A 17,609-nucleotide genomic window follows, 5' to 3' on the forward strand; every position below is an offset into this window, starting at 1 on the left:
GGGTGGACCTACCCACGGGCTTGTATTATTATCAGGCCAGTGTGCGTTTTGCCCTGCTGGACAAGAACGCTCCCCCCCAGATCATCAAGGGCTGGGTTCAGATCCTGCGGGAAGGCGTATCAGCCAGGTAAGGAGAAAGGGAGGAAGGAGGAGAGGGAGTAGGGGGAGGAAAGGGATGAGAGGACTAATTTGCCACTCTTTTATCCCATTCCTCCCCCTACTCCCTTTCTTCCTTCCTCCCTCTCCTCCTTTCCTCCTCTTATTTCATATTATGATATACCGTCTGAACGTCGTCGTCCTCTTCGATGCGTTCGATGAGTTTTTCGACATCGGCAACTTCTTCGTCGGTTAATTCTTTGTAATCGTTCGGAATACGCTCGAATTCGGCCTGTTTGATTTCGTAGCCTTTTTCTTCGAGGAACTTCTGAATGCTTCCGAAAGCGGTGAACTCGCCATAGATGACGTACTGGTTTGTATCCTCGTCAAGTTCAATGTCATCTCCCCCAACGTCGATCAGTTCAAGTTCCAGTTCTTCCTGATCGATACCTTCTGCCGGAATCCGGAATACCGATTTACGATCGAACATGAAGTCGAGCATGCCTTGTGTGCCCAGACTACCGCCCAGTTTGTTCAGGTAGCTGCGCACATTGGCAACCGTCCGGTTGTGGTTGTCGGTAGCGGTTTCAATTACGAGCGCAATGCCGTGTGGGGCATAGGCTTCGTACACGATTTCTTTATAATCCTCCTGATCTTTCGACGAGGCTTTTTTGATAGCCCGGTCTACGTTTTCCTTCGGCATGTTAGCCGCTTTGGCATTCTGGATAATAGCCCGAAGTCGGCCGTTGCTATCCGGATCAGGACCGCCACTTTTGACGGCCATCACGATGTCTTTTCCGATGCGGGTAAATGTCTTGGCCATTTGCCCCCATCGTTTCATTTTCCGGGCTTTCCGGTATTCAAATGCGCGTCCCATTGTTTTAATGAATAATGTAAAATGGAGAATGTAAAATGACAATATGCAAATTGGCATTAGCCATTATTCATTGTTCATTATACATTTAGTATCTCCTGTTGATTAAAAATTGATAAATCTACCTGCCCTCGCATTAAGTCCTCAAAGGTTTCGCGCTGGCGAATTACGTAGGGCTTGCCTTCGTAAACCAGTACTTCGGCAGGGCGAAAGCGGGCGTTATAATTCGAGGACATGCTGAAACCATAGGCTCCGGCATTCTCAAACGACAGCACATCTCCCGGCCGAACTTCAGGCAAGGGGCGATCGGTGGCAAACGTATCTGTCTCGCAGATATAGCCCACCACGTTGTAGGTTTTCGTCGAGCCTGTTGGATTCGAGATGTTTTTGATGTCGTGATACGAATCGTACATCATGGGTCGAATAAGGTGGTTCAGTCCCGAATCTACCGCTACGAATGTCCGCGTTGGGTTTTCTTTGACGATGTTGGTTTTAACCAGCAAATGCCCGCTCTCACTGACCAGAAACTTACCCGGCTCAAACCACAATTCCAGGTCACGCCCGTATTGCTGGCAGAAATTCTGGAAAGCAGCCGATACCTGACGGCCTAACTCGGGAACATCTGTAATATGGTCACCCTCTTTATATGCGACCTTGAACCCACTACCAAAGTCAATAAACGTCAGGTTAGGGTAATCGCTGGCCAGATCGAACAACACGTCGGCCCCTTTCAGAAAGGCATTGGCATTTTTGAAATCCGAACCCGTATGAATATGCAATCCCGCCACCGAAATTCCGTACTGTTCCACGATGGCCAGCATATCGACCCGTTGCAGAATCGAAATACCGAATTTGGAATCGGCATGACCCGTCGAAATTTTGATATTGCCGCCTTCGCTGATGTGTGGATTGATACGAATGCTAACGGGCACCTGGCTTCCGTAGTTTTGTCCAACCCACTCAAGTAACGGCAAACTATCCACATTTAACTGTAGCCCCATGTCAATAGCTTCGCGGATTTCGCCAAATGAAACTCCGCTGGGCGTAAACATAATCTGACCGGGCGCAAAACAAGCCAGCATACCCATCCGCGCTTCGTTGACCGACACCGAATCCATTTCTACACCCTGTTGGCGCATCAATTTCAGAATCGATACATTAGTCAATGCCTTCGCTGCGTACTTTATCTTCAGATTGACCCCGGCGAAAGAAGACCGAAGCAAGCGTATTTTTTCGATAATTTTGTCGGCATCATACACATACAATGGCAACCCGAACTCGTCGGCTATGTCCAGTACATCAACGCCCTGAATCTGGTAGGTTTGGTTATTTAGTTGCATAACTTTGTCAAACGAGCCGCAAAATTACGCCATCTTTCCCCCATGTACAAAATTCAATTCCTCTTACTACTCACGTTATTAAGTCCGTTGGTGGTATTTAGCCAGCAGACGTCGAAACGACCGGTACCGGTTGCTCGATCAACCCCAAAATCAGCCAGTCAAAATAACCTCCAGTCTGGCCCGATGGTTGGGTATTCGGACATGCGCGAGGTGATGCTTTGGGCACAAACCAAACAACCGGCCAAAGTTCAGATTCGCTATCATGAAGTCGACAAACCGACGGTTAATTACCTAACCAACGAAGTACAAACCAACCGGCAAACGGCTTTTACAGCCCACCTGCTCGCCGATCAGGTGGAACCCGGAAAAAAGTACACATACGAACTATTGATCGAGGGCCAGAAGGTGAGCCTGCCCTACCCGACCCGGTTTCAGACCCAACCCCTGTGGCAGTGGCGGACCGACCCTCCGACGTTTCACTTCGGCGTCGGAAGTTGCACATACGTCAACGAACCTGAGGTAGATCGCCCCGGCAAACCGTATGGGGATGGTTACGAGATTTTTACGTCGATAGCCGCCAAGAAACCCGATTTCATGCTTTGGACGGGCGATAACACCTACACCCGCGAAGTAGACTGGAACACGCGCTCGGGCGTTCTCCGACGGTATACCCATACGCGCTCGCTACCCGAAATGCAGCCGCTACTGGCCAATACGCACAACTACGCAACCTGGGACGACCACGATTACGGCCCCAATGACGCCGATCGGTCTTACTGGCTCAAACCCGTCACGCTCGAAGCCTTTAAGCTATTTTGGACGAACCCGAATTTTGTGTTTCCCGAAGGTTGCGCGGGTACATTTTTCTGGAACGATTGCCAGTTTTTCCTGCTCGACGATCGTACATTCCGGGCACCAAACGATATGCCCGACGGCCCCGAGAAAGCCTATTATGGCGATAAACAGATACAATGGTTGATGGATGCGATGACGTTCAGCAAAGCCACATTTAAATTTATTGTCACGGGCGGCCAGATCGTTAATCCGACCGAAGCCTTCGAAAATTACTCCATTTACGGCACCGAACGTACCCGTCTATTCAAAGCCATTACCGACGCTAAGATCCCGGGTGTTCTCTTCCTCACCGGCGACCGTCACCACTCTATCCTTCACAAATTAGATCGGGCGGGAACATATCCTTTGTATGATTTAACCATCTCCCCTCTGACATCGTCGGTGGCCCAACCGCGCGCGGATGAGCTAAAACAACCCACTTATGTGGCTAACACGTTAGTAACTGAGCGCAATTTTGGTTTTCTAAGCGTTAGTGGCCCGTTGAAAGATCGGGTGCTAACCATAAAAGTCTACGACCAGAAAGGTACTGAACGCTGGACGAGAGAGATACGAGCTAATGAGTTGAAATAGGCCGAATTAGCTCACGCTTTCTGCGTTCTCGCTTGGCTTCGCCGAGTGAGGATTATTTTTAACGGCCTCTGGCCGGAGAATAGCAAATAAAGTTAAAAAACGGGCCAGAGGCCCTTAAAATGATAGACCTCACTCGGCGAAGCCAAGCGAGAACATGAGAAAGTAACAATTTTACGTAATATGACTTTCCACCAATTCCCCGATTATGCGACGCTGTCGCAGTATACTGCCGAGCACATTGCGGCTATTATCAATCAAAAGCCGGATGCGTTGCTGTGTTTAGCATCGGGTGATACGCCCATTGAAACCTATCACCGATTTGTGGATTTGGTAAAATCTGACAAAGTCGATATTAGTCAGTGTACGTTTGTGGGCCTGGATGAATGGGTGGGTTTCGGCCCGGAAGATGTGGGCAGTTGTTCGTATTACGTATTTCGCGACCTGTTTACCCCTTTGACTCTGCGCCCCGAGCAAGTTCATGTATTCGATGCAAAAGCAGATGACCTGGCAGCTGAGTGCGCCAAAATCGATGCCATTATTAAGTCGAAAGGTGGGCTGGATGTATTGCTGGTAGGCATGGGCATGAATGGCCACATTGCCCTAAATGAACCCGGTACGCCGTTTACACTGGGTTGTCATGTGGTTGAACTGGCAGAAAGTACGAAAACCGTTGGCCAGAAGTATTTCGAGAAAGAAACGACCCTCACTCAGGGCATTACCATCGGACTTCGTCACCTGACCGAAGCCAAGGAAGTTATTCTATTAGTTAGTGGAGCGAAAAAAGCGCCTGTCCTACGCGATGCTTTACGTGGCCCCATAACAGAACAACTTCCTGCCAGTATTCTGCAAACACACCCTAATGGCCAGGTTTGGATCGATGAAGCCGCCGGAAGTTTGCTGACAGGTTTTTGAAATTTCAGTTTGAAGTTTGTAGTTTGAAGTCGGAAGTTAACAGCCACGCTTAACTTCCGACTTCAAACTACAAACTCAAAACCTTTTGTCTACTACGCTCCCCGCCGTTTCCCGGCGAACTGAAATCCTTGCCGGCATTTCTACTTTTCTGGCAACGATGTACATCATCGTTGTCAATCCGGCTATTCTGAGTCAGGCCGGACTACCGTTCAGTGGTGTATTGACCGCTACGGTGCTACTATCGTTTTTTTGCAGTTTAATGATGGGCTTATACGCCCGCAACCCTATTGTAGTCGCGCCGGGAATGGGGCTGAATGCCTTCTTCACCTTCACTGCCGTTAAAGGCATGGGCATACAGCCCGAAGTGGCCCTCGGCGCGGTGTTCTGGGCGGGTGTCTTATTTCTATTACTGTCTGTTTTGAACATCCGCTCGGCAATTGTCAAGGCAATTCCGCTGCCGTTACGTTATGCGGTTTCTGCAGGTATTGGGTTGTTTATCACACTAATTGGTTTCGAAAACGCGAAGTTTATTATAGCGAATCCCGCTACATTGGTCAGCATTGCCCATTTTAATGACCCGATTGTACTAACGTTCATCTTCGGTTTACTGCTGACCAGCATCCTGGTGGTGCGCGATGTGCCGGGAGCCATTATCATTGGCATCATCCTGACAACGTTGGCTGCCTGGCCCATCGGTCGCTACTGGGGGGATGCAGCGGCTATTAATTTCGGGCAGAAAACGCTGGTCAATTTTCAGGGACTTTGGGCTGCGCCTGATTTCTCCTTGCTTGGTAAGCTAGACCTGATGGGTTCACTATCTTGGTCGCTCTGGCCGGTCATTTTCGCCTTTGCCTTCACGGATTTGTTTGATAGCCTGTCTACGTTTGTCGGCGTGGCCGAAGCGGGTGGTTTGCAGGATACAGATGGCAATCCACACAATCTGAATCGTTCCCTATTAACCGATGCTGTATCGACTACCTTAGCCGCTTTGTTGGGTACCAGTCCCGGTACGGCTTACATTGAATCGGCGGTGGGGATTGCGCAGGGTGGGCGAACAGGCCTGACAGCCATCATAGCGGGTTGTTGCTTTCTGCCGTTTCTGTTTTTATCGCCTTTGTTGTCGGTCATTCCGGCCATTGCCACCGCTCCGGCTCTGGTGCTGGTTGGTGCGTTTATGATGAAGCCCATAACCCGCATCAATTGGGGTCAGTTAGACGATGCACTGCCTGCGTTTCTGGCCCTTGTGCTTATTCCGTTCAGTTACTCCATCACGCAGGGACTTATCTGGGGCTTTTTATCGTGGACAGTTATAAAAGTGGCCGTCGGCAAAAGTCGCGAAGTATCCCTAGGGCTGTGGATCGTCGATGTGTTTTGCGTTCTGGCCTTAACGAGCGGACATTAAGTCATAAACCGTTTTGTCCACAGAGCAGTCTGCGAAGCTACCAGTGGTGTACCAGTGCTGTCAGTTTCTTAAAACTGACAGCGATAGGTTTCTCAAAACCTACCGTGTCAGGCTTGATACCATAGCTCGGTTTTGAGAAACTGACACCACAATAAGCATAATAACGGCCAACCAACTCTTTAATCTGGCAGCTCAGGTAGCCTCACCGGCCAAAAATGCCAGAGCAAGTTGAATGATGACTAACAGTTTTCACCACAATACTCTAATGAAGAAAGCAATTCTATTTCTCCTTTTCCTCTCCCATGTCACGTTTGCCCAGCGCTATAAACCCAAGAGTATCACCGGTTTATTGGGTGCCTTTGGCGCTGAAGTAGCCTTAGTCAAAGAGTCATTGAAAAAGCCCAAAACCGTTTTGGTCGATGGCGTTGTATTTACGTGTGGGCGCATTGGTAACCAACGGGTTGTCGTGGCCGAGACGGGCATCGGCAAAGTCAATGCCGCTATGACAACGGCGTTAATGCTCGATCATTTCCACCCCCAGCGTGTCCTATTCACCGGTATTGCAGGCGGTACGAACCCGGATTTACAACCCGGCGACATTGTTATTTCGGGCCGAACAGCGCATCATGACTATGGGTCTATTACAGACAAAAACACACCGACGAAACAGACCCGAAACGCGATTACCAAAGAGTTTAACCCCGTTTACTTCCCCGCCGATTCAACGTTAATGCGGCTAGCCGAAACTGTTGTCAAGAGCGTTCCATTAGAGGGTATTCCACTGGCATCGGGGGGCGTGTCAGACAGACCGGTTAAAGTGATGACGGGGACCGTTGTAACGGGCGATGTCTTTGTAGCGTCGGCCGAAAAAGGGAAAAGTCTACGCGCCGATTTTGGAGCCGATGCGACTGAAATGGAAGGAGCCGCCATTGCGCAGGTTTGCTACCAGATTCAGGTGCCACTCCTGATTATTCGCAGCCTTAGCGACCGGGCCGATGCCGAAGCGCACATTGCCTACGACAAGTTTTACCCGACTGCCGCCCGAAATTCAGCCAAACTAGTTATTGCACTGGTGAAGGCCTTGTAGCCACCGCTTCCTCAGAAAGGTTACCTTTTGTTGGGAACAGACAACTTTTCATTCATATTTGAGCGGCATATACCTTCGCCAAGCTCACGTATGAAATACATAGCCGTGTTCCTCATTGTGTTTGCATTTCCCTCGGCTCTTTTCAGCCAAGCATTAAAGCCGGGGTTTGATAAAGCGGAATACATCGAACTGCTTAAAGTATCAGCCCAGTTTGGCGATTCGACCTATGTCAGTGCATTCCCTGTTCCTCAACGCTACAAACTTGCCTATCGCTCTCCGGTTGTTGGCTTGGATAATCGCTGGGATTTATGGACAGATAAGCAATCGGGAGCAGTGCTGAGCATTCGGGGAACAACCGCGAATAGTATAAGCTGGCTAGGTAATTTTTATGCTGCGATGGTTCCAGCCAAAGGCGAGTTACAACTCAACACCACCGAAAAATTCCCCTATGAGCTGGCTTCCGACCCCAAAGCGGCCGTTCATGTGGGTTGGCTGGTGAGTATGGCTTATTTGAGTAAGGATATTCTGCCCAAACTAGATTCCTGCTACAAGGCTGGCATTAAAGATATACTAATCATGGGCCACAGCCAGGGGGGAGCCATTGCTTTCCTGCTAACCTCTTACCTTAAAAGCTTACAGAAGCAGACTAAACTCCCCGCCGACATTCGGTTCAAAACCTATTGTAGTGCAGGGCCAAAACCGGGCAACCTGTATTATGCCTATGCCTACGAGGCCGACACACAAATTGGCTGGGCCTATAATGTTGTTAACTCCGCCGATTGGGTACCAGAAGTTCCATTCTCGATTCAAACGGTTAACGATGTAAACACAACAAATCCGTTCAGCGGTGCCCCGGCCATGATCAAAAAACAGAAACTGCCGCAGCGCATCGTCCTGAAGTATGTTTATAATCAACTGAGTAAGCCGGCACTCAAGGCGCAGAAAAATTACCAGAAATATTTAGGAAAGTTTGCGTCTAAAAGCGTAGTCAAGAACTTAAATGGCTATGTTCCATCTAGTTATTATAACAGCAGTGATTATGTCAGAACCGGCCCCACCATCGTTCTCCTGGCCGACAGCACGTATTTTCAAAAATACCCAGAGAGTAAGGAAAAGATCTTCACTCATCATTTCCATCCGCCTTATTTATACCTGGCGGAGAAGTTGCCATAAAGAGATTCTATTGATTCTTAGGGCCGCCCGTGCGATAGATTCACTGGATTCTACTGTACTGATCATCAGGAATCATAGAACTCTGGTTCGGCGAAGTTTTTAACTATGCTTAACAGTGGGTCTTAGAGATACAATTGCACCATTTTCTGCCAGTCATTGGCCTGGTGTGCCCGGCCGTCCCAGAGGTACAACTCATGTGATACGTTTTTGGCCCAGAGCGCTTCGCTTAGATTCAGATTGCTATGAAGAAAAGGGTCTTCGGTGCCAATTGTCATGACTAGTTGCATTCGCCGTATATTGTCGAGGATAGCACCATCATATAGATTTGGCAGGAAATGATTCGGGCTATGAAAGTAGATTTCCTCGTCATAATAATCGTCGAATAAGCCCCGGAATTCGGCTACGGGTTCAGATAAATTATAGCGCCCACTAAAGGCCGCCACTTTACCAAACCATTGCGGATGCCGAAGGGCGATGTTCAACGCGTGATAAGCTCCCAGGCTGCAACCGTGCGAGATCATGAACGGTTGGGGGTTTTTCAGTCGGGAAAGGGGCAGCACTTCGTTCAGGATATACTGTTCATACTGACTATGCCGTCGTATCCGGTCCTGAGGAGATGCATACCGGTTATAGATGCTTTCCCGGTCTACGCTATCGACACAATACAGTTGCAACCACCCGTTTTCAATTCGGTCAGCGAGTGCATGAACGAGGCCCAGATCTTCGTATTCGTGGAATCGGCCGCGACGGGTAGGAAATACCAGCACCCTCGCGCCTGCGTGACCGAATACTAGTAGCTCCATGTCACGATTCAGATTCGGGCTAAACCATTTATGATATTCCCGTTGCATACCGGTATGCGTTAAATACCCCTGAAATTGCAACAAGTAAGGTAAAGAATTTCTACGAACCGGGTAAACAAATTATTAAAAAATTCGGGCCTGCTTCTGTACCACTTGTTTCCACATTCGGTAACCCGCCGGACTTAGATGCAATCCATCAGGCTCAAAAAACTCTCTGCGAGGCCTCCCATCGGATCCTAGCAACGGGGATGCCATATCAACAAACTGGTAATCAGCGTATTTTTCGATTTCTCTGAGGATCAATGTATTTGCAAATCGGATCTGATCCACAATGCCCCAGCGGGCAGGGCTAATTTTTATCGATAAAAAAGACAGAGGTATACCCGGTAGGATTGTACTGAGTTTTTCAGCAAAGGTGCAGAAAAATAGATACACTTCTTCAGGATGTCTCCCATCGCCGAGATCGTTATCACCCGCGTAAAACACGATAGACTTAGGATTCGCCGGAACTAGTACCCGTTCGAAAAACCACGTGCAAGCAGCCAGCGTAGAGCCTCCAAAACCTAAGTTGAGTGTATTGATTTGTGGAAAATCCTGTGCCAGCGTTGTCCAGAGCCGAATGGATGAGCTGCCATAAAAAACGACCCGATCCGAAGCGGGTGGCAAGCTACTCAGTTTACTTTCTAATTGTTGAATATCGGCTTCGTACCAGAACATCCGGTTAAGTTTATTGATGATTTATTAAGCTGCTTACTTTTTAGCAGCTTCAACTAGTTTTTTCGATTCAGACACAGCTAACCCGGCCATCCACTTCCGAATCATATTAGCCAGAGGACGAAATTCGATCAAAAATCCATCATGACCATACAGTGAATCAATTTCTTCGTAGGCTGCATCAGGAATATGACGTGCCAGAAATTGCTGCTCAATTGGGGGGAACAGCAAATCAGAGCGAATACCGACAACTAGTGTATGTGCCTTAATCTGGCCAAGCGCGTTGAGGATACTGCCCCGATTACGCCCAACATTATGAGAATCCATGACCTTCGAGAGCGTCCAGTAGGTAAAGGCATTAAACCGTTCGACCAGTTTCTCACCCTGATAACGTTGATAACTCGCTGACTTATACCCATCCAGTTGCTCATTATTATCCAGAGCCTGTGTAAAGCCATACGTATCGTAATTTCGATACGAAATCATGGCCATAGCACGAGCCGCTTTCATACCAGCCAGACCCGCATCATCACGGTTTTCTCGCCAGGTTGGGTCGGCTTCAATAGCCATCCGCTGTGCTTCATTGAAAGCAATACACCACGGAGAGGCCACGGCGCTGGCTGCAATAACGATTAGGTTTTCAATTAAATTAGGCTGTAGAATAGCCCATTCCAGTGCCTGCTCCCCACCTACTGAGCCGCCAATACAGGTATGGATTTTTTCGATGCCCAACTCCTGTCGAAGTAAGTCGAGGGCATTAACCATATCACGAATCGTGATAGCGGGGAAATCGTGGTGATAAGGCTTTCCGCCTATGGGATTGACGGAAAGCGGTCCTGTAGAACCGTAGCATGAGCCAAGTACATTGGCGCATACAATAAACTGCCCCACACCGGACTTGGCTTCGGGGTCAAAATATTTTCCCGCACCAACCATGCCTCCCCACCAATCGTCCACATCGGCATTACCGGTCAGTGCATGACATACCCATACAACGTTCGACCGATCTTCGTTGAGTGTACCGCGTGTGGTATAAGCCAGCCGAAAACCCGGCAAGCTTTCGCCCGATTCGAGCGCGAACGAATACTTATAATCGTAATACTGGAGATTCAATCAAGTTTATAGTTTGTAGTCTGTAGTTTGATGTTTGTAGCTGAAACTACAAACATCAAACTACAGACTGTTTAACCCAATACCGGTTCGGCAATGTTGGCAAACGCCTGCTCAAAGTCAGCTTTAATGTCATCAATGTATTCAATGCCCGCTGACACCCGTAATACCCCTAATTCAACGCCAGCACTAGCCTGTTCCTGTTCGCTCAACTGTTGGTGCGTTGTAGCAGCCGGGTGGATGATCAGCGTTTTTGAATCACCAACGTTGGCCAGATGGCTGACCAGTTTCAGACTATTAACAAATTGGTCAGCGGCTTCACTGCTGCCCTTCACTTTAAACGAGAATACACCGCCGAAACCGCGTTTTAGGTATTTTTTGGCTAGGTCATGGTAGGCACTACTTTCCAAACCCGGGTAGTTTACGAATTCAACCTGCTCGTGTTGTTCGAGCCATTGGGCCAGCGCCAGCGCATTCTGTACCGTACGGTCTACTCGTAACGACAGCGTTTCCAGGCCCTGAAGTAGCAGGAACGAGTTGAATGGGCTAATGGCCGGTCCATAGTCACGCAGACCTTCAACGCGGGCACGAATAATAAACTGAATGTTGCCAAAGGGACCACCTACGCCAAACACATCGCTGAACACGAGCCCATGATAACCTTCCGACGGTTCGCTGAACTGCGGATACTTCCCATTTCCCCAGTTATACGTGCCCCCATCGACAATTACCCCGCCAATGCTCGTGCCGTGGCCACCAATCCACTTCGTTGCCGACTCAACAACAACGGCCGCACCATGTTCAAGAGGACGGAAAAGGTAGCCCCCTGCACCAAACGTATTATCAACGATCAACGGCAGGTCATGTTCTTTAGCCAGGGCGGCAAAGGCATCGAAATCGGGAATATTGAAGCCCGGATTCCCGATGGTTTCCAGGTAAATTGCTTTTGTGTTTTCGTCAATCAGTTTCGCGAAGGATTCAGGCTTATCACCATCCGCAAAACGGGCTTCGATACCCAGCCGTTTAAACGAAACTTTAAACTGATTATATGTACCTCCGTACAGGAACGAGGTCGTCACAAAGTTATCACCAGCGCTCAAAATGTTGCTTAGTGCAATAAACTGGGCCGCCTGTCCCGATGCAACTGCCAACGCAGCTACGCCCCCTTCAAGAGCCGCGATACGCTTTTCAAAGACATCGGAGGTAGGGTTCATGATCCGGGTATAAATATTCCCGAAGGCTTTCAGCGCAAATAAATCGGCGCCGTGTGCCGAATCATTGAAAACAAACGAAGTTGTTTGATAAATAGGCACAGCCCGGGCATTTGTAGCCGAATCGGGTTCCTGGCCAGCATGGAGCTGGAGCGTATCGAAATGAAGTTCAGACATGAGTTTAGTAGTTAGTGATTTAGGATCGTGTAATTAGTTTTCTGTAGAAATACGGGCAGCAACCAGTTGGCTGGGTATTTTCATAATTCGATTGAAAATACCAGGGACTGACCGCAACTAATTGGTACGACAAACCCTCCCGGTTTTCGTAGCGGTTAGTGAGTCATACTTTGTAGGCCCCCCGGGGCATACAGTGCTGAATATAGAGCATGTGAGTTCCGATTTATAGTCCCTAAAATAACTTTAGGCAGGAGTTAGCACCTTGCCGTGTGGTAGGTTGCCAGTGGTTCACAGAGCCTGATCTCTCCCCACTTCTTTATAAATCAACGTGCACCGATAGGCTAAAAATGGTGCGAAACAATTGACTTGATGTCGCAAGTATACTAGCCAAATAGCGCGAATCCAAACGTGATTTGTTTTTTCTATCCGATAACACATTTTTTCGCTTTTGCTGATCAGTGTTCATTCATTAAGTCAATTCATTGTTTACTTTTGTGGTAAGACATCCCACCCAATGAATCAGACGTACCGCTATAATCGCGAAAATGCTACCCGGGTAGCTGGCACTACGACCCTGAAGGACGCAATCGGGCAGTTACTGAAGGCTTATCAACTCCAGACTCGGTTTAATGAAACGTACCTTGAAGCCTTCTGGGGACGTATGATGGGACCAGCTATTGCTTCACGTACAAACCGACTGTATGTTCGCGACCGGAAGCTTCATATTGAGATTGGTTCGGCTCCGCTTCGTAACGAACTCGTTAATGCCAAGCAGAAACTTATTCAGCTAGTAAATAAAGACATGGGGTCCGATGTGATTGACGACGTGATATTCATTTGATATAGGCACTATTAGATTTCAAAAAGAAAGGACATTGCTCAGTGGCAATGTCCTTTCTTTTTGAAGCTAGATTTGTTGGGGAGCCTTAATTTGCTGGCTTAATTCGTCCGCAAACTCACCCATTGTCCTGAAATCACCGAGTGGTTTTAGAAATCGTAAAAGGTTTTCAACCCGGTCGAGCAATGCATCGCGTGAGTGCCTACGGACATAGGTCGGAATTTTCTCATAGCCCGACAGGTCGGTAAATTCCCAGGGATGGACGTACAAGTTCAAAAAGCCATCGGCTTCCAGCGTTTGCCGACAGAGCAGTTTGTAATAAGCGAACGGAAAGTTTTTGAGGCTCAACCAGAACAACGGCAAGCGTAAGGTAGGGGTAACCGAAGCCGGAATTTGCCAGACACCCAACTCCTGAAACGGGTGCCTCGGTTCTCCCAAATGATTATATCGCCCAGGAAGCCAGGTCGGGTGCAATGACGAATTATACTGATAACCAGCCTGATGTACATCATTCGGATCAACAAAACCCATGCGTGCGCGCCGGAAACCCGTTACGGGGCGCTCCAATAACTCTTCAAGAGCCAACCGGGATTTTAGCAGATCAGCGGGCTCGAAGGTTGTATGAAAATAGCCGTGCGACGCGATTTCGTGTTTTTGTGCTAAACTCCGAATCAATTCAGTCTCGTGAAGCGCGTAATTAGCCGTTGTAAACAGCGTTGTGCGGGCACCTACCGTATCGAACCGTTGTGACAGTAAGCGCAGCCCACGAGTTGATACGGCCAGCTGTTCATTAAGAGGAATATTGTGACCGAATTCTACAGCCGTATCAAATTCCTCTACATCAACGGTGAATAAAATATTTCGTCCACCTCGGTTGGGGATTGCCATTTCGTTACAGTCTCCTCGATCTCGCTCGTATCACCGATGATATAGGCAGGGCGCCCCTTCACTTCTACGAACGTTTTGCCCAAATATACGCCGATAATACCAATCATAATGAACTGTACGCCACCAATGAGTACGAGCAGTAACACCAGAGTTGTCCAGCCCGATACTGTCTCACTGGTAAAATAGTGCTCATATAAAGCCTCTGCACCAAATAGGGTAGCAAACAGGAACATCCCAAAACCGAGCAATACAGATAGGTACAAAGGCCTTGTTGAGAAGGAAGTAATACCCATTGCTGCCAGTTGCAGCATTTTTCGGAACGAGTATTTAGATCGGCCTGCGTACCGGGCCGCTGGTTCATACAAAATCCGGCATTGCCGAAACCCGACCCACGAAATAGCTCCCCGCAGAAAGAGATCGTTTTCCTTAAATTGCTTAATGGTATTTACCACTTTCCGATCAAGCAATCGAAAATCGGCAGCACCATCTTCGATCTGTAGATTCGAGGCATTACGCAGGACTTTGTAGAAGTATTTTGACGTTGTTCGCTTAAACCAGGACAGTTTAGGATCGGGCTGCCGAACAGTATAAACCACCTCGTAGCCTTCCCGCCACTTGTTAACCAGCGTCGGAATCAACTCGGGGGGATGCTGAAGATCAGCATCAAGGCAAATTACAGCTTCGCCACGGGCATTGTCATACCCGGCCCGCAGGGCCATCTGGTGACCAAAATTCCGGGAAAACGAAATAAAACGAACAACTGGATACTCTTGACTTAACTGCCGCAGCACATAACGGGTCTGATCGGAACTACCATCATCAACAATCAGAATTTCGTAAGAATCGTATTGTGCCATAACAGCCATGAGCCGATGAACCAATACAGGCAAATTCTCTTCCTCGTTAAAAGCCGGTACAACCAAACTGATCATACCTGAATGAAATTTCATAGTTTATTGATTTGTCAATACCGTTACGAGCGGGGTTTCTTTAAAACTGGGTATAAATATAAGTATATCTACTTACCAATTCAAAATTATTAACAATATATGATAGAATCTTTATTCTATACTTTTACTGTACTATCTGTTCGTAGGAGATGTAATGAAAGTATAGAATTGAAACTGATACAGATAGCTGCGAAAACAGCCAATTTTCTCAGTATGGCCGACTACTCAAAAATTTACACTACTCAGTAAAGATACCTTTCGCCAACTCTACGAAGAGAGGCCCAAGCATTCAGCCCGGCATACAATTGAACGGACCTAAATCATCTTTTCTGGGACTTTTTAGTTAACTTATTCTCTTACCTCTTATTAACCACAGAGCACTCTACATAGGCACCCATCTATTATAGATCTGCCAAGAAGGTTGTGTAAGCTTTTTTGATGGATCGTACTTTTTGCTTTTACTCATTTTTTCAGTCAAATTTTTACGTAAACACGACCTGATTGTTGATTGGCTTGTAGCACAGTGCATCCGGCGAAATACTTAGCAAGAAACAGCTGTCGCCGATGGAGGTCAAATCGAACTGTACTAACTTTACCTTATCACTTTGTAATTGGCCAACCTGACTTTATTAACAACTTCGCACTAACGTATGAAAATCATTACAAATCAATGGCAACAGGCTTCAGGCGTCGTTTTGTGCCTATTCTTATCTCTACTGGCCAATCGACTGGCTGCTCAGGCCTCAGGCGGAATAAATAAAGCCGACTCTGCCTATGTCCGGGAAAACTATACCAAACTGGAGCGGATGATTCCTATGCGCGATGGTGTAAAGCTTTTCACCTCGATTTATGTACCAAAAAATACCGACCAGACGTACCCAATTATGCTGGATCGCACACCCTACAGCGTAGCACCATACGGTGAAGACAAATACAAAACGTCCATAGGGCCGTCCATGCTCTTTGCGCGTGACGGCTATATCATCGTCTACCAGGATGTACGAGGCAAGTACATGTCAGAAGGGAATTTTGTGGCGGTAAAACCCTACATGCCCAACAAGAAAAAGAAGACTGACGTCGATGAAATTTCCGATACCTACGATACCATTGACTGGTTACTGAAAAATATTCCGAACAATAACGGGCGGGTTGGCACCTGGGGTATATCGGCACCGGGCTTTTATACCACAACAACCCTCATCGATGCCCATCCAGCCCTGAAAGCCGCTTCGCCTCAGGCACCGGTGACAGACTGGTTCATGGGTGATGATCGACATCATAATGGCGCCTTCTTTCTTATGGGCACATTTGCGTTTTTATCCTCTTATGGCCAGCCTCGACCCGAGCCGACGCCCAAAAACAGTCCTGGCTTTTCGGCATACGGTACGCCAAGCGGTTATGATTTTTACATGAATCTGGGGCCGATAAAAAATGCAAACGAGCGGATTTTTAAAGGAAAGAATGCCATCTGGAATGAGATGATGGATCACGAAGCCTATGATGCATTCTGGCAGGCCCGAACGCCTGTTCCCTATCTGAAAAACATTAAACCGGCGGTTATGACGGTTGGTGGATGGTTCGATCAGGAAGATTTATATGGTCCGCTTAAGGTGTACGCCGGCATCGAACGAAACAATCCCCAATCGCCTAATTCATTGGTTATGGGCCCTTGGATTCACGGAGGCTGGTCGCGGGGACCGGGCGAAACGCTGGGCAATATTCGTTTTGGGGATAAGACCTCCGTGTTTTATCGGGAAACCATTGAATTTCCCTTTTTCGGCCACTACCTGAAAGACAAACCCGATCCACAGTTGCCGAAAGCATATATTTTTGACACAGGCTTAAATCAGTGGAACAAGTACGACCAATGGCCACCCAAGACAGCTCAGGAGAAAAAACTCTATTTCCATCCAAACGGAAAGCTATCGTTTGATATGCCCCAAATCAGTCAGACTCCATTCGATGAGTACGTCAGTGATCCTAAAAAGCCAGTTCCTTATACAGCCGAAATTCGGAACGTTCGGGGAAGCGACTTTATGTATGAAGATCAACGCTTTGCGGCCACTCGCCCCGATGTGATGGTGTACGAATCGGATACGTTGACCGAAGATGTAACGATAGCCGGAAATGTGCTGGCCGATCTGTTCGTTTCCACCACCGGTACCGATGCCGACTTTGTGGTTAAATTAATCGATGTGTACCCCGCTGCTGCCCCGAACAATAGCCCTATTCCTGGGACTAAGATGGGCGGCTTTCAATTGCTGGTGCGGGGCGAAGTAATGCGGGCCAAGTTCCGCAACAGTTTTTCAAAGCCCGAAGCCATGAAACCGGGCGAGGTTACGGAAGTAAAATTCGATATGCAGGACGCAGCTCACACGTTTAAAAAAGGACACAAACTAATGGTTCAGGTTCAAAGCTCGTGGTTCCCATTGGTCGATCGCAATCCGCAAACGTTTGTAAATATTTATCAGGCTACCGAAGCCGATTTCAAGAAGGCAACACACCGGGTTTATTTTTCACCCCAGCAACCATCCAGTGTCATGGTGAGTGTTCTCAAAGACCCCAATTGATAGTTTTTTAACCACAGAGGCACAGAGAAAACTCTTTGT

Annotated in this window: 15 protein-coding genes and 1 riboswitch; of the genes, 7 read left to right on the top strand and 8 right to left on the bottom strand. The window is 47.9% G+C overall.

What is annotated here, in order from left to right:
* Positions 1-259: 259 nt before the first annotated feature.
* Entirely contained in the window at positions 260-973 is a 714-nt protein-coding gene (locus ACYVGO_RS20795; RefSeq protein ID WP_142775343.1) for a YebC/PmpR family DNA-binding transcriptional regulator, read from the bottom strand.
* 77 nt (positions 974-1,050) lie between these two features.
* Positions 1,051-2,310 (bottom strand): diaminopimelate decarboxylase, encoded by a 1,260-nt coding sequence (lysA, locus tag ACYVGO_RS20800; protein WP_460970917.1) that lies wholly within the window; start codon positions 2,308-2,310, stop codon positions 1,051-1,053.
* 42 nt (positions 2,311-2,352) lie between these two features.
* On the opposite strand from lysA, the gene ACYVGO_RS20805 reads away from it, so the two are divergent.
* The 5 genes from ACYVGO_RS20805 to ACYVGO_RS20825 all read left to right on the top strand — a co-directional run bounded on the left by ACYVGO_RS20805 (position 2,353) and on the right by ACYVGO_RS20825 (position 8,309).
* A complete protein-coding gene (locus ACYVGO_RS20805) occupies positions 2,353-3,735 on the top strand; it encodes an alkaline phosphatase D family protein (RefSeq protein ID WP_460970918.1) in 1,383 nt (460 codons plus the stop codon).
* Between the two features lie 180 nt (positions 3,736-3,915).
* Positions 3,916-4,647 (top strand): 6-phosphogluconolactonase, encoded by a 732-nt coding sequence (locus tag ACYVGO_RS20810; protein WP_460970919.1) that lies wholly within the window; start codon positions 3,916-3,918, stop codon positions 4,645-4,647.
* An 85-nt stretch (positions 4,648-4,732) separates the two neighbouring features.
* Complete coding sequence (locus tag ACYVGO_RS20815; RefSeq protein ID WP_460970920.1) at positions 4,733-6,049, top strand: NCS2 family permease; 1,317 nt, start codon at positions 4,733-4,735, stop codon at positions 6,047-6,049.
* Positions 6,050-6,314: 265 nt separating this feature from the next.
* Positions 6,315-7,136 (top strand): 5'-methylthioadenosine/adenosylhomocysteine nucleosidase, encoded by an 822-nt coding sequence (locus ACYVGO_RS20820; protein WP_460970921.1) that lies wholly within the window; start codon positions 6,315-6,317, stop codon positions 7,134-7,136.
* Between the two features lie 90 nt (positions 7,137-7,226).
* Complete coding sequence (locus tag ACYVGO_RS20825) at positions 7,227-8,309, top strand: lipase family protein (RefSeq protein ID WP_460970923.1); 1,083 nt, start codon at positions 7,227-7,229, stop codon at positions 8,307-8,309.
* A 122-nt stretch (positions 8,310-8,431) separates the two neighbouring features.
* Here the strand turns inward: ACYVGO_RS20825 and ACYVGO_RS20830 are convergent, their stop codons facing one another.
* The 4 genes from ACYVGO_RS20830 to ACYVGO_RS20845 all read right to left on the bottom strand — a co-directional run bounded on the left by ACYVGO_RS20830 (position 8,432) and on the right by ACYVGO_RS20845 (position 12,324).
* Positions 8,432-9,160, bottom strand: coding sequence for an esterase family protein (locus ACYVGO_RS20830; RefSeq protein WP_460970924.1), 729 nt, complete (start codon positions 9,158-9,160; stop codon positions 8,432-8,434).
* Positions 9,161-9,235: 75 nt separating this feature from the next.
* Complete coding sequence (locus tag ACYVGO_RS20835; protein WP_460970925.1) at positions 9,236-9,829, bottom strand: GDSL-type esterase/lipase family protein; 594 nt, start codon at positions 9,827-9,829, stop codon at positions 9,236-9,238.
* Between the two features lie 33 nt (positions 9,830-9,862).
* On the bottom strand, positions 9,863-10,939 hold the full coding sequence (locus tag ACYVGO_RS20840; RefSeq protein ID WP_460970926.1) for a homoserine O-acetyltransferase family protein: 1,077 nt from the start codon (positions 10,937-10,939) through the stop codon (positions 9,863-9,865).
* A 71-nt stretch (positions 10,940-11,010) separates the two neighbouring features.
* On the bottom strand, positions 11,011-12,324 hold the full coding sequence (locus ACYVGO_RS20845; RefSeq protein WP_142775374.1) for an O-acetylhomoserine aminocarboxypropyltransferase/cysteine synthase family protein: 1,314 nt from the start codon (positions 12,322-12,324) through the stop codon (positions 11,011-11,013).
* 220 nt (positions 12,325-12,544) lie between these two features.
* Positions 12,545-12,649: riboswitch (SAM riboswitch) on the bottom strand.
* Between the two features lie 189 nt (positions 12,650-12,838).
* Between ACYVGO_RS20845 and ACYVGO_RS20850 the strand changes: the two genes are divergently transcribed.
* The gene (locus ACYVGO_RS20850; protein WP_142775375.1) at positions 12,839-13,165 is read left to right on the top strand and encodes a DciA family protein; all 327 of its coding nucleotides are present in this window, start codon (positions 12,839-12,841) and stop codon (positions 13,163-13,165) included.
* 66 nt (positions 13,166-13,231) lie between these two features.
* On the opposite strand, the gene ACYVGO_RS20855 is transcribed toward ACYVGO_RS20850, so the two are convergent.
* Both ACYVGO_RS20855 and ACYVGO_RS20860 read right to left on the bottom strand, forming a co-directional pair.
* Complete coding sequence (locus ACYVGO_RS20855; RefSeq protein WP_460970927.1) at positions 13,232-14,050, bottom strand: polysaccharide deacetylase family protein; 819 nt, start codon at positions 14,048-14,050, stop codon at positions 13,232-13,234.
* Complete coding sequence (locus tag ACYVGO_RS20860) at positions 13,999-15,000, bottom strand: glycosyltransferase family 2 protein (RefSeq protein ID WP_460970928.1); 1,002 nt, start codon at positions 14,998-15,000, stop codon at positions 13,999-14,001. Before ACYVGO_RS20860 ends, ACYVGO_RS20855 begins: the two co-directional genes overlap by 52 nt.
* A gap of 650 nt (positions 15,001-15,650) precedes the next feature.
* Between ACYVGO_RS20860 and ACYVGO_RS20865 the strand changes: the two genes are divergently transcribed.
* The gene (locus ACYVGO_RS20865; protein ID WP_460970929.1) at positions 15,651-17,570 is read left to right on the top strand and encodes a CocE/NonD family hydrolase; all 1,920 of its coding nucleotides are present in this window, start codon (positions 15,651-15,653) and stop codon (positions 17,568-17,570) included.
* Positions 17,571-17,609 lie beyond the last annotated feature (39 nt).

This window comes from Spirosoma migulaei (assembly GCF_054776855.1).

Bases quoted from the DNA above. Each gene is read 5' to 3' on its own strand.
- ACYVGO_RS20795 (WP_142775343.1), bottom strand. From the start codon at position 973: ATGGGACGCGCATTTGAATACCGGAAAGCCCGGAAAATGAAACGATGG.
- ACYVGO_RS20850 (WP_142775375.1), top strand. From the start codon at position 12,839: ATGAATCAGACGTACCGCTATAATCGCGAAAATGCTACCCGGGTAGCT.
- ACYVGO_RS20825 (WP_460970923.1), top strand. From the start codon at position 7,227: ATGAAATACATAGCCGTGTTCCTCATTGTGTTTGCATTTCCCTCGGCT.
- ACYVGO_RS20855 (WP_460970927.1), bottom strand. From the start codon at position 14,050: ATGGCAATCCCCAACCGAGGTGGACGAAATATTTTATTCACCGTTGAT.
- lysA (WP_460970917.1), bottom strand. From the start codon at position 2,310: ATGCAACTAAATAACCAAACCTACCAGATTCAGGGCGTTGATGTACTG.
- ACYVGO_RS20810 (WP_460970919.1), top strand. From the start codon at position 3,916: ATGACTTTCCACCAATTCCCCGATTATGCGACGCTGTCGCAGTATACT.
- ACYVGO_RS20865 (WP_460970929.1), top strand. From the start codon at position 15,651: ATGAAAATCATTACAAATCAATGGCAACAGGCTTCAGGCGTCGTTTTG.
- ACYVGO_RS20835 (WP_460970925.1), bottom strand. From the start codon at position 9,829: ATGTTCTGGTACGAAGCCGATATTCAACAATTAGAAAGTAAACTGAGT.
- ACYVGO_RS20820 (WP_460970921.1), top strand. From the start codon at position 6,315: ATGAAGAAAGCAATTCTATTTCTCCTTTTCCTCTCCCATGTCACGTTT.
- ACYVGO_RS20860 (WP_460970928.1), bottom strand. From the start codon at position 15,000: ATGAAATTTCATTCAGGTATGATCAGTTTGGTTGTACCGGCTTTTAAC.
- ACYVGO_RS20845 (WP_142775374.1), bottom strand. From the start codon at position 12,324: ATGTCTGAACTTCATTTCGATACGCTCCAGCTCCATGCTGGCCAGGAA.
- ACYVGO_RS20830 (WP_460970924.1), bottom strand. From the start codon at position 9,160: ATGCAACGGGAATATCATAAATGGTTTAGCCCGAATCTGAATCGTGAC.
- ACYVGO_RS20805 (WP_460970918.1), top strand. From the start codon at position 2,353: ATGTACAAAATTCAATTCCTCTTACTACTCACGTTATTAAGTCCGTTG.